This is a genomic window from Pseudomonas sp. IT-P74 (assembly GCF_949768175.1).
In the GTDB taxonomy this organism is placed as follows: Bacteria; Pseudomonadota; Gammaproteobacteria; order Pseudomonadales; family Pseudomonadaceae; genus Aquipseudomonas.
Map to the genome: position 1 here is coordinate 119390 of NZ_CATKQD010000002.1, position 12064 is coordinate 131453.

Here is a 12064-nt window from a genome sequence, read left to right on the forward strand (position 1 = left end):
GACGTGAACGAAAATGCGTCCTGTCTGAATGACTACGGTTACCGGACATTTTTCGCGAGCAAGCTCGCTCCTACAAAATGCTTTATGACACTGGCACAGACACACAAACACTTGGCAGGCAGGGCAATTCTCCCGATCGCGGGGCACGGCAGAATCAAAGGGTAAAAATCTGCCAAAGCACCCGCGATCCGCGTTACCAACAATTCAGGAAGTTCCCCTTATGCGAACAAACAGGATCTCCGTACAGTCAGCGCTAGGCCTGAGCCTGCTTGTACTCGGTTTGAACAGTGCCCGCGCGGATTTGCCCGCCGGTACGATTGGCCAGACCGTTCTGGCGTTTCCACCCGAAGCTCACCGCGCGTTCGTCATCGACGTCGAGTTCGAAAGCTTCGTGGCTGGCCGCGTGACCGTGGTCGACCCGGACCAGAAGCGCATCCTCGGCATGGTGCCGACCGGTTTCGCTGCGCCGTCGACCCTGAGTCACGACAAGAAAACCCTCTACAGTGCGGACATCTGGTATTCCCGCGGCACCCGCGGTACCCGCACCGACGTGCTGACAGCCTGGGACAGCTCGACCCTGTCGCCCGCCTGGGAAGTGCTGATTCCAAACAAACGCGCCGAATCGCTGACCCAGCGTTACTCGCTCAAGCCGAGTGGCGACGACAAGTTCGTCTACGTCTACAACTTCACCCCGTCGACGTCGGTGACCGTGGTCGATACCCAGGCCAAGGCCGTTGCCACGGAAATCGCCATCCCCGGTTGCGTGCTCAACTACCCGGTCGGCAACCGCCGCTTCGCCTCGCTGTGCGGCGACGGCAGCCTGCAGGTGGTGACCCTCAACGATCAGGGCCAGGAAACCGCGCGCAGTCGCACGCCGTTCTTTGATCCGAACGCGGAAAAACTGGTAGAGCGCGCCGTCAACGTCGGCGACACCTACTACTTCACCACCACGACCGGCACCGTACGCCCGGTGGATTTCGCCGGTGATGCGCCGAAAGTCCTGCCTTCCTGGTCGCTGGTTTCCGACGAGGAAAAGAAAGCCGGTTGGGCGCCGGGGGGCTGGCAGTTGATGGCCGTGGCACCGAAGCTGGACCGCCTGTACGTGCTGATGCACGACGCCCACGAAGCCATGAAGTGGGAAGACCCGAGTCCGCTGATCTGGGCCTTTGACCTCAAGTCCCACAAGAAAGTCGCGACCCTGGAAGCACCGGTTCCGGTGTGGAGCATGCAGGCCACTGGCGACGACAAACCGCTGTTGCTCGGCACCGACGTGGAAGGCGGTTTGCAGATTTTCGATCTGAAGACCAACAAGCTCACCGGCAGCATGCCGAAAGTCGCCAAAACCGCGACTCAGGTCCTGAGCTACTGAGAGGTTCGCCATGCACACAGATCCGATCTTCATCATTGCCAGCGCCATCGCCATCGCGGTGTTGCTGGCCAGCGCCGCGACCCACAAGGTGCGCGCGCCGGCCCGCTTCGCCCGGCAACTGGCGGACTATCAACTGCTGCCCGAGGCGCTGGTGCGCCCCACGGCACGGCTGGTGCCGCTGCTGGAACTGGCCATCGCCTTTGCCCTGCTGGTGCCGGTCAGCCGCGGTTATGCCGCGCTGAGCGCCGCCAGCCTGTTGGCCCTGTACGCCGCCGCCATCGGCATCAACCTGTGGCGCGGTCGCGCGGACATCGACTGCGGTTGCGCCGGTCCCGACCAGGCACAGCCACTGCGTCCGGTGCTGCTGGCACGTAACAGCGCACTGGTGCTACTTGCGCTGGTGGCCAGCGTGGCGCCGGTTGCCCGCGACCTGAACCTGTTCGATGGCTTCGTGACCCTGGCCGCCGCCGCGGTCGCGCTGCTCATCTACGCCGCGGCCGATGGCCTGCTGGCGAACTCCCCTCTTCTGCTCAAATTGATTGGTAGGTAATCGAAATGGAAGGCTTGATTGTTTCCAACGTTCTGCTCTGGGTGCTGCTGGTGGCCGTGGCGTTTGTCGTCATGGGCCTGGTGCGGCAGATTGGCGTGCTGCACGGGCGCCTGGCGCCGGCCGGCGCGTTGATGGTGGACAAAGGCGTGGCGGTCAATGAACCCGCGCCGCAAGTCACCGCCAGCGACCGTCACGGTCGCCCGGTGAACTTCGGTTATGCCGGCGAGAAATCGCAACTGCTGTTCTTCCTCTCGCCGACCTGCCCGATCTGCAAATCGCTGCTGCCGGCGATCAAATCCATCGCCAGGGAGCAGGCAGGCAACCTCGACGTAGTGTTCGTCAGCGACGGCGACATGGACGCCCAGCAAGCGCTGATCCGTGAGCACAAACTGGAAGACGCGACTTATGTGGTCGGCCCGGAAGTGGGCATGACCTACCAGATTGGCAAGCTGCCGTACGCCGCGCTGATCGACAAGGCCGGCACCCTGCGCGCCAAAGGCCTGGTCAACTCCCGCGAGCACCTGGACAGCCTGTTCGAAGTCGAGCACCTCAAGCACGCCACGCTGCAGCAGTACCTCAATGCCCAACCGCACACCCAAGATCACGACCACAGCCACGGCCATAGCCACTGATAAGGCAGGGAGACCTTTATGAAACTGCTGGATCTGTTGTTTGAGCGTTCGTCCCGCCGTGTCGCCGACACCACTTCGCGCCGCAAACTGCTGGCACGCATGGGTTCACTGATGGTGGCCGGTGCCGCCCTGCCCCTGCTGCTACCGCTGGACCGCACCAGCAAGGCCCTGGCCGCGGAGCCTGCACAGGCCGGTGACCCCGGTGATCCGAACAGCTGCGACTACTGGCGCTACTGCTCCATCGACGGCTTTCTGTGCAGCTGCTGCGGCGGGTCGGTGACGTCCTGCCCACCGGGCACCGAAGCCTCGCAAGTGACCTGGATCGGCACCTGCCGCAACCCGGCCGACGGCAAGGACTACATCATTTCGTACAACGACTGCTGCGGTAAGCAAAGCTGCGCCCAGTGCGCCTGCACCCGTAACGACAGTGAAGAACCGGCCTACCGCCCGTTCAACAACAACGATGTGAACTGGTGCCTGGCCGCCAAATCCCACATCTACCACTGCACCGTTTCGGTCATCCGCGGCGTCGCCGTTTAAAAAACGCGCTTTGCGCCGGTTGTTCGCGCAATCGGCGCTTTTTTTCTGTGGCGGCTTTTCTTTTTTTAGCTGTTCTCTGTACCTCTATACCTCTGTAGGAGCGAGGCTGCTCGCGAAAAACTCAAAGGCGACGCGTTAAATCAGACAGCACGCGTTATCGTTGACGCCCTTCGCGAGCAGGCTCGCTCCTACAGGGATGCAGAGCCAAACCGGTCATCAGCGGAGTTGGGTTACATGCGTAGTTTGATATTGCTCGGTCTCGTCTGCGCCCTTGGCGCACCGCTCGCCCATGCCCGGGCCATTCCCGACCCGAACCAGCATCACGCGCCGGGCAATGAATCACTGCAAACCCCGATCGCTCAGGCCGGTTATGGCGTCGGCGTGAACTACCAGTTGCAATGCGCCGGTTGCCACCTGGGCGACGGCAGCGGTTCCGCCGCCAACGACACGCCACGGATGAAAGGCTTTGTCGGCAACTTCCTCAAAGTCCCCGGTGGCCGCGAATTCCTCGTGCGGGTGCCGGGCATGTCGCAGTCGGCGTTGAACAACGCGCAACTGGCGGACTTGCTCAATTGGCTGATGCGGGAAGACGGCATGGCGGGCAAAAGCGTGCCGGCCGACTATCAGCCTTACACTGCCGAAGAAGTCACGGCATTGCGCGCCAAGACCATGCTCAACCTGCCCGGCACCCGTAGCGAGTTGATCAAGGCCATGCGTGCCAAGGGCATCGCGATCGATGACGGGATGAATGACTGAGAACGCCGTGCCGATGGACGCATTGACGGCAAATAAGTAACGTAACCGGTGCTGTTTTCGAACCTGGAAAATCGAAAAGGGAGTTTGCATCGTGACCGAAGAGACAAAAACCAAAGGACCGGCTTCGTATTTCCCGTCCATCGAAAAAAAGTATGGGCAGCCGATCAGCCATTGGCTGGACCTGCTCAAGACCGTCAGCGACAAGAAACACATGGAGATGGTGGCCTGGCTCAAAGCCGAACACGGCATGGGGCATGGTCATGCCAATGCGCTGGTTGCCTATCATCTGGCAGCCACTAAAAGCGCCTAGCCATGCGCAGTCGGTGGAGCCGGGTAAATCCGGCTCCACCGTAAACCTTCCATTGCCCTATCCTTTCATCCAACCCATCACGCCGGTCATCGACCATGTCAGCCCCCGAAACCACTATCCTCGACAGCTGGCACCACAACGCCCAAGGCTGGATCGACGCCATCCGCAGCGGCAGCATCGAAAGCCGTCAAACGGTCACCGACCAGGCCATCCTGCTGGCGGTGCTGGGTCGTCAGCCCGAACGTGTGCTTGACCTGGGTTGCGGCGAAGGCTGGTTGTTGCGGGCGCTGGCAGACCGGGCTATCGAGGCGGTCGGCGTGGATGGCGATGTGACGCTGGTGGAGGCGGCGCGGGCGGCGGGCGCTGCGCCGGTGCATTTGGCAAGCTATGAACAACTGGCAGAAGCGCAAGTCGACATCGGCCGCGACTACAACCTGATCTGCGCCAACTTCGCCCTGCTGCACCAGGACATCATCCCCCTGCTCGCCGCCATGAACACCCTGCTCGCCCCGGGTGGCACGCTGGTGATCCAGACGCTGCACCCGTGGGTGGCTGCGGCGGGCGACTATCAGGATGGTTGGCGGGAAGAAACTTTCACAGCGTTCAAGGGGCAGTGGCAGCCCATGCCCTGGTATTTCCGTACCCTGTCCAGTTGGCTGAATGCGCTGGACATGGCCGGCTTTGCATTGGCCGGCTTGCAGGAGCCACAGCACCCGCAAAGCCCCGTGCCACAGTCATTGCTATTGGTGGCCGAACCACGTCTGTAGGAGCGAGCCTGCTCGCGACGAGGCCGGTACATTCGACATCGATGTCGTTTGACACTCAGTCATCGCGAGCAGGCTCGCTCCCACAGGTTTCAGTGGCTGTACGCAACATCTGCGAACCACCCAAATCATTGTGGGAGCGAGCTTGCTCGCGATGAGGTCGGCACATTCGACATCGATGTCGTTTGACACTCAGTCATCGCGAGCAGGCTCGCTCCCACAGGTTTCAGTGGCTGTACGCAACATCTGCGAACCACCCAAATCATTGTGGGAGCGAGCCTGCTCGCGATGAGGTCGGCACATTCGACATCAATGTCGTTTGACACTCAGTCATCGCGAGCAGGCTCGCTCCTACAGGTTCAGTGGCGTACACACTAAAGCGTCAGGCCCATTCTTTACGCAGATGGCGCGCAGCGTTGACCATGTGCACCAGCGCCGCTTCGGTTTCCGGCCAGCCGCGGGTTTTCAGGCCGCAGTCCGGGTTGACCCACAGGCGGTCGGCGGGAATGCGCTTGGCGGCCTTGCGTAGCAGGTTGGCCATTTCCGAGGAGTCCGGCACCCTTGGCGAGTGGATGTCATACACGCCAGGGCCGATTTCGTTCGGGTAGGCGAAGGCTTCGAACGCGTCCAGCAGTTCCATGTCCGAGCGCGAGGTTTCGATGGTGATCACGTCGGCATCCATGGCGGCGATGGACTCGATCACATCGTTGAACTCGCTGTAGCACATGTGGGTGTGGATCTGGGTTTCGTCACGCACACCGCAGGCGCACAGGCGGAACACTTCGGTCGCCCAGTCCAGGTAGTGCTGCCACTGCGCCTGGCGCAACGGCAGTCCTTCGCGGAACGCGGCTTCGTCGATCTGCACGATCTTGATCCCGGCGGCTTCCAGGTCCACCACTTCATCACGAATCGCCAGCGCCAGTTGACGGGCCTGCACTTCACGGGTCACGTCTTCGCGCGGGAACGACCACATCAGCATGGTCACGGGCCCGGTCAGCATGCCCTTCATCACCTTGTCGGTGAGGCCCTGGGCGTAGCGGATCCACTCCACGGTCATGGCTTTCGGACGGCTCAGGTCGCCGAAGATCACCGCCGGTTTCACGCAGCGCGAGCCGTAGCTCTGGACCCAGCCGAAACGGGTGAACACGTAGCCATCGAGTTGCTCGGCGAAGTATTCGACCATGTCGTTGCGCTCGGCTTCACCGTGCACCAGCACGTCCAGGCCCAGTTGCTCCTGCACGTGCACGGCGTGACGAATCTCGCTGTGCATGGCTTCGGTGTATTCGGCTTCGGTCAGCTTGCCTTGCTTGAACGACTGGCGAGCCAGTCGGATCGACGCGGTTTGCGGGAACGAACCGATGGTGGTGGTCGGGAACAGCGGCAGGTTCAGGCCGGCGCGCTGTTTCTCGATACGCTGGGCAAACGGCGAGTGACGCTGGCTGTCCTGGGCGGTGATGGCAGCAACCCGCGCCTGCACGGCTGGCTTGTGAATGCGTGGCGACGCAGCACGGCTGGCCTGCACCGCGCGGCTGTGAGTCAGCGCTTCAAGCACCTTTGGCGCTTCCGGCGCGTTGACCGCCTGAGCCAGCACCGCGACTTCTTCACACTTCTGCACGGCAAACGCCAGCCAGCTTTTCAGTTCGGCATCGAGCTTGTCTTCACGACCCAGGTCAACCGGGCTGTGCAGCAGCGAGCAGGATGGCGCGACCCACAGGCGATCCCCCAGACGCTCTTGAGCGTGCTGCAAGATGGCCAACGCGTTTTCCAGGTCGCAGCGCCAGACGTTACGGCCGTTGACCACCCCCAGCGACAAAACTTTGTAGGCCGGCAGACGATCGAGGATGGTCGGGAATTGCTCCGGGGCGCGCACCAGATCGATGTGCAGGCCGTCCACCGGCAGATTGGCGGCCAGGCCCAGATTCTCTTCCAGCCCACCGAAGTAAGTGGCGACCAGTTTCTTCAGCGGGTCTCGCTGAATCAGGTTGTAGGCCCGTTCAAAGGCATTTTTCCATTCCTGTGGCAGGTCGAGCACCAGGATCGGCTCATCGATTTGCACCCACTCGACGCCCTGTGCCGCCAGGCGCTGGAAGATCTGGCCGTACAGCGGTAACAGACGATCCAGCAGCTCAAGCTTGTCGAATTCGGCGCCCTTGGCCTTGCCCAGCCACAGGTATGTCAACGGGCCGATGATCACCGGCTTAACGTTATGGCCCAGTGCGCGGGCTTCTTCGACTTCTTCGAACAACTGGTCCCAGCCGAGCTGGAACTGCTGATCGGCGCTGAATTCAGGGACAAGGTAGTGATAGTTGGTGTCGAACCACTTGGTCATTTCCTGGGCATGCGCGCCGCCGCAGCAACTGTCGCTCACGCCGCGCGCCATGCCGAACAGGGTTTGCAGGCTGGCCTTGCCATCGTGCGGGCGGAACCGCTCAGGGATCACACCGAACATCAACGAATGGGTCAGGACCTGGTCGTACCAGGCGAAGTCGCCGACCGGCAGCAGTTCGATGCCAGCTTTTTTCTGCAAATCCCAGTGGGTCTTGCGCAGCTCGCGGCCCACGGTGCGCAGACCGGCTTCGTCGAGCTCGCCCTTCCAGAACGCCTCTTGCGCCTTTTTCAGTTCGCGGTCGCGACCAATGCGCGGAAATCCAAGGGAATGGGCCACAGCCATGTCAAATAACTCCAATGCGTTCAATGGGGCCATTGTCGACAGTGCAGTCGAGTGAGACAAACTCATTTTAATCGCGATGATCACAAGTTATTCTCATGTTCAATGACGCCGCACATGAACACCTGACCCGGTGTGATCGAACCGTGGCGTGTGCGTTAGCCGGGCGTCGATGGCATCATCACCCGCTACGAAGGTTTCGATGCCCGCCACCCCCTCTGATCGGCTAAGGAATAGTCCCGATGCGTATGAAAACACTGCCGGCCTGTGCCACGGCGTTCTACCCGGACGCCATAGCGCAGACCGCCGGGACCAACCCGTGACGGCCATTTTTCGGCCGCGTCCGACGTTGATCTTTTTGCTGTTGTTGCTGGTGCTCGTGTTCTGGTTGTCCCTAGCCCTCGGGCCGGTCAGCCTGCCCCTGAGCGATACCTTGCTGGCCGGGATGCGTCTGTTGGGGTTGCCGCTGGACGGTGGCGATACGCAGCAGGCGGAACTGATCCTCGGTCAGATTCGCCTGCCGCGCAGCCTGCTCGGTATCGCCGTCGGTTCGGTACTGGCGTTGTCCGGCGTGGCGATGCAGGGGTTGTTCCGCAACCCCTTGGCCGATCCGGGTCTGGTCGGTGTTTCCGGCGGTGCGGCGCTCGGTGCCGCCTTAGCCATCGTCGGCGGCAGTCTGCTCGGTGGCTTGCCGCCGGCGATCGAACCCTACCTGCTGTCGGTCAGCGCCTTCGCCGGTGGCTTGATCGTCACGGCGGTGGTGTATCGATTTGGTCGCCGCAACGGGCAAACCGACGTGGCCACCATGCTCTTGGCGGGTGTGGCGATGACGGCGATGGCCGGTGCCGGGGTCGGTCTGTTCACCTACCTGGCCGATGATGCGACCTTGCGCACCCTGACGTTCTGGAACCTGGGCAGCCTCAACGGTGCCAGTTACCCGCGCTTGTGGCCGTTGCTGATCGTCACCCTGGGCGTGGCATTGTGGTTGCCCCGTCGGGCGGCGGCGCTCAATGCAATGCTGCTGGGTGAATCGGAAGCGCGTCACCTGGGCTTCGACATCGAGCGGATCAAGCTTGAGCTGGTGTTGTGCACGGCGCTCGGCGTCGGCGCGGCCGTCGCGGCGGCCGGCCTGATCGGCTTTATCGGTCTGGTGGTGCCGCATCTGATGCGCCTGCTCGTCGGCCCGGATCACCGGGTGTTGCTGCCCGCGTCGTTGCTGGCCGGTGCCAGCCTGCTGTTGCTGGCCGATCTGGCGGCGCGTTTGTTGTTGGCGCCGGCCGAATTGCCAATCGGCATCGTGACTGCACTGATCGGCGCTCCGTTCTTTCTATATCTGTTGGTACGAGGGCGTTCCTGATGCTGCGGGCAAACAACCTGCTGGTACGTCGTGGCAACCGCACGGTCCTGGCGAACATCGATATCGAGTTACGCCCCGGTGAAGTGCTGGGTGTGCTGGGGCCCAATGGCGCCGGCAAAAGCACCCTGCTCTGCGCTTTATGCGGCGAACTGGCAACCAGCGAAGGCAGGGTCAGCCTCGACGAGCGTCCACTCGCCGACTGGCCGGGTCAGGAGCGGGCCAAACGCCTGGCGGTGCTGCCGCAGAGTTCGAGCCTGAACTTTGCGTTTTCGGTCAATGAAGTCGTCGGCATGGGTCGTTTGCCCCACACCAGCGGTCGGGTGCGCGACGCCGAAATCGTCGCCGAGGCGCTCAAAGCCGCCGACGCCCTTCATCTTGCCGGACGCAGCTACCTGGCCCTCTCCGGCGGTGAACGCCAGCGCGTGCATCTGGCGCGGGTGCTGGCTCAGCTCTGGCCAGGTGCGGCAGGGCAAACCCTGCTGCTCGATGAACCGACGTCAATGCTCGATCCGCTGCACCAGCACACCATTTTGCAAGCCGTGCGTGACTTCGCCGAACGCGGCGCCGCGGTGCTGGTGATCCTGCACGACCTCAATCTGGCCGCACGTTACTGCGATCAACTGCTGTTGTTGCAACAGGGCCTGCCCCACGCCTACGGTCCACCGGCCGAGGTGCTGACCGCCGAAGCGCTGGCAGCGGTCTATGGGTTGGAGGTACTGATTCACCAGCATCCGGAACGCGGCCACCCATTGATCATCGCGCGCTGATACCGCCCCCTCCTCTGTCATCGAGGGGGGGCAACTATCCAATAAGGAAAACCGATGCGCTTTCTGTTGCTCTGTGCATTCAGCCTGTTGGCGGCCTGCCAAACCCATCAAGTCACACCACCGCCGGCGCCGATCGCCCCGCAAGGCCGTGATCACACCGACCTCGGAGTCATCCGTGAACTCGCCACGGGCCGTACGCTGACGCCGCAAGCACTGGTCGAACGCCTGGCCGCTGCCCCACGTGTTCTGGTCGGTGAACAACACGACAACCCGGACCACCACGCCCTGCAATTGTGGCTGCTGCGCGAACTAGCGGCACAACGAGCCCAGGGCAGCCTGCTGATGGAAATGCTCAATCCCGATCAACAGGCCAGGGTCGATGCCGCGCAGGCCGCAACCCGCGCAGACCAGCCACCGGCCGATGCGTTCAAGGCACTGGCCTGGCAGGCCAATTGGGACTGGAGCGTCTATGGCGCACTTGTCACCTACGCGCTGCGGCAACCGTATCCGCTGCTGGCGGCGAACCTGGACCGCGCGCAGATCATGCAGATTTACAAACAGCGCCCGGTACTCACGGGGCAAGCGTCCACCACCCAACAGGTGCAGGCGACGTTGCTGGACGACATTCGCGAATCCCATTGCGGCTTGCTGCCCGAAGCGCAAATGCCCGCCATGCTCGCCGTGCAGCAACAGCGTGACCGGCGCATGGCCGAACGCCTGATGGCTGCGCCGACGCCTGCGTTGCTGCTGGCCGGTACCTTCCACGTGCGCAAGGATCTCGGGGTGCCGCTGCACCTGAAGGACTTGGGTGCCGGTGAAGGGAATGCGGTGCTGATCCTGGCCGAAGCGGGCAAGTCCGTGACCGCCGAGAGTGCGGATTATGTCTGGTACACGGCTGCGCAACCGCAACAGGATCATTGTGCGGAGCTACGTCGCTGAACCTGTGGCGCGACACTATGTCACGCCTGTGCTCCGGTCCAATGGTCGTATCCACCCCTCCGGCACCGGCACTGTTTGTTAACATCCCCCCGATTTTTTCGTCTGTATAGTCATCACGCTGTCATTTCAGCCTGTTCAACAGGATGCTTTTTTCATGAGTACTTTGTATACCCGCCGGACTGTCCTGCAAGGCATGGGCCTGTTGAGCCTGGGCCTGCTCGCCGGTTGCGACGACAGCAGCAAGCTGTCGTTCAAGTACGGCAAAGACCTCAGCGACAAGATCATGGGGCGTAACTTCAAGCTCAAGAACGCCCAAGGCGAAACCCGGATGCTGGGCAGCTATCGCGGCCTGATGCCGATGGTGTTCTTCGGTTTCACCCAGTGCCCGGCCGTGTGCCCCACCACCCTGGCCCGTGCGGCCCAGGCCAAAAAGCTGATGGGGCGCGATGGTGAAAGGCTGCAGGTGATCTTCATCACCCTGGACCCTGAGCGCGACACTCCCGAGATGATCGATAAATACGTAAAAGCCTTCGACCCGAGTTTTGAAGCGCTGTACGGCACCCTGGAAGAAACCGCCGCTACCGCCAGGGAATTCGGCGTGTTCTTTGAGAAGGTGCCAAGCGGCGATACCTATACCCTCTCCCATACCGCGACCAGCTATGTCTTCGACTCCCGGGGCACTCTGCGCCTGGGACTGTCCACGTCCCTGACGGCCCAAGAGTGCGCAGAAGACCTGCTCACCGTGATGGAGGTTTGCTGAAATGAATGCCCCGCAGGCTAAAAACCGTTTCGCGCAACGCTGCAAGCAACTGGCGCTGGGCTTGTCCCTGATCGGTCTGGCCCTTCAGGTGTCGGCACAAACCCGGGTCGACGACGCCTGGGTCCGCGCCACCGTGGCCGGCCAGCCGTCGAGCGGCGCCTTCATGACCGTCACCGCCAGCGCCGACAGCAAGCTGCTGAGCGTGCAAACGCCGGTTGCCGGGCTGGTGCAGATTCATGAAATGAGCATGAAAGACGACGTGATGAAAATGCAGCAGGTGCAGTCCGTTGTACTGCCGGCCGGCAAGCCGGTTAGCTTCGATCCCAACGGCTATCACATCATGCTGATGAACCTCACCGGCCAGATCAAGGAAGGCGACAAGGTGCCGCTGACCCTGACCGTGGAAGACGCCAAGGGTACGAAAGAGTCGGTTCAGGTTGAAGCCGTTGCCAAGGCGATCGGCACCATGGATCACAGCGCGATGAAGCATGATCACAGCAAGATGAACTGATTGCTCCATCAGTTAAAACACAGAACCTGTGGGAGCGAGCCTGCTCGCGATGAGGCCGCCACATTCAACACCGATGTCGCCTGACACTCCGCCATCGCGAGCAGGCTCGCTCCCACAGTTTGATCTTCAGTGAATGCGAGT

General features: G+C 62.1%; 13 protein-coding genes. 12 read left to right on the forward strand and 1 reads right to left on the reverse strand.

The genetic code is table 11. The annotated features are described in order from the left end of the window. The first annotated feature begins 220 nt into the window (after positions 1 to 220). The 7 genes from ACM6J5_RS02005 to ACM6J5_RS02035 all read left to right on the forward strand — a co-directional run bounded on the left by ACM6J5_RS02005 (position 221) and on the right by ACM6J5_RS02035 (position 4924). Positions 221 to 1369, forward strand: a complete 1149-nt coding sequence (locus ACM6J5_RS02005; RefSeq protein ID WP_095945898.1) for an amine dehydrogenase large subunit — start codon at positions 221 to 223, stop codon at positions 1367 to 1369. A gap of 10 nt (positions 1370 to 1379) precedes the next feature. After that, the gene (locus ACM6J5_RS02010) at positions 1380 to 1919 is read left to right on the forward strand and encodes a MauE/DoxX family redox-associated membrane protein (protein ID WP_095945897.1); all 540 of its coding nucleotides are present in this window, start codon (positions 1380 to 1382) and stop codon (positions 1917 to 1919) included. Between the two features lie 5 nt (positions 1920 to 1924). Next, positions 1925 to 2551, forward strand: a complete 627-nt coding sequence (gene mauD, locus ACM6J5_RS02015) for a methylamine dehydrogenase accessory protein MauD (protein ID WP_095945896.1) — start codon at positions 1925 to 1927, stop codon at positions 2549 to 2551. A gap of 18 nt (positions 2552 to 2569) precedes the next feature. Continuing rightward, entirely contained in the window at positions 2570 to 3091 is a 522-nt protein-coding gene (locus ACM6J5_RS02020) for a methylamine dehydrogenase light chain (protein WP_008050506.1), read from the forward strand. Positions 3092 to 3325: 234 nt separating this feature from the next. Next, complete coding sequence (locus ACM6J5_RS02025; RefSeq protein ID WP_414927701.1) at positions 3326 to 3847, forward strand: cytochrome C; 522 nt, start codon at positions 3326 to 3328, stop codon at positions 3845 to 3847. A gap of 91 nt (positions 3848 to 3938) precedes the next feature. Continuing rightward, complete coding sequence (locus ACM6J5_RS02030) at positions 3939 to 4157, forward strand: DUF4287 domain-containing protein (protein WP_095945894.1); 219 nt, start codon at positions 3939 to 3941, stop codon at positions 4155 to 4157. Positions 4158 to 4252: 95 nt separating this feature from the next. Beyond that, on the forward strand, positions 4253 to 4924 hold the full coding sequence (locus ACM6J5_RS02035) for a class I SAM-dependent methyltransferase (RefSeq protein WP_414927702.1): 672 nt from the start codon (positions 4253 to 4255) through the stop codon (positions 4922 to 4924). Positions 4925 to 5303: 379 nt separating this feature from the next. On the opposite strand, the gene metE is transcribed toward ACM6J5_RS02035, so the two are convergent. After that, positions 5304 to 7592: a 5-methyltetrahydropteroyltriglutamate--homocysteine S-methyltransferase gene (gene metE, locus ACM6J5_RS02040; RefSeq protein ID WP_414927703.1), complete on the reverse strand. Its 2289-nt coding sequence runs from the start codon at positions 7590 to 7592 to the stop codon at positions 5304 to 5306. Between the two features lie 370 nt (positions 7593 to 7962). Between metE and ACM6J5_RS02045 the strand changes: the two genes are divergently transcribed. From ACM6J5_RS02045 to ACM6J5_RS02065, 5 genes are all read left to right on the forward strand, one after another. Further along, positions 7963 to 8946 carry a FecCD family ABC transporter permease gene (locus ACM6J5_RS02045; RefSeq protein WP_414927753.1) on the forward strand — a complete coding sequence of 328 codons (984 nt, stop codon included), beginning with the start codon at positions 7963 to 7965 and terminating at the stop codon, positions 8944 to 8946. Further along, positions 8946 to 9713: a heme ABC transporter ATP-binding protein gene (locus ACM6J5_RS02050; protein ID WP_095945890.1), complete on the forward strand. Its 768-nt coding sequence runs from the start codon at positions 8946 to 8948 to the stop codon at positions 9711 to 9713. The genes ACM6J5_RS02045 and ACM6J5_RS02050 overlap by 1 nt, the downstream gene beginning before the upstream one ends. Before the next feature lie 54 nt (positions 9714 to 9767). Next, positions 9768 to 10652 (forward strand): ChaN family lipoprotein, encoded by an 885-nt coding sequence (locus tag ACM6J5_RS02055; protein WP_414927704.1) that lies wholly within the window; start codon positions 9768 to 9770, stop codon positions 10650 to 10652. Positions 10653 to 10806: 154 nt separating this feature from the next. Beyond that, positions 10807 to 11412, forward strand: coding sequence for an SCO family protein (locus tag ACM6J5_RS02060; RefSeq protein WP_150673878.1), 606 nt, complete (start codon positions 10807 to 10809; stop codon positions 11410 to 11412). A gap of 1 nt (position 11413) precedes the next feature. Then, positions 11414 to 11923: a copper chaperone PCu(A)C gene (locus tag ACM6J5_RS02065; RefSeq protein ID WP_095945887.1), complete on the forward strand. Its 510-nt coding sequence runs from the start codon at positions 11414 to 11416 to the stop codon at positions 11921 to 11923. The last annotated feature ends 141 nt before the right edge of the window (positions 11924 to 12064 follow it).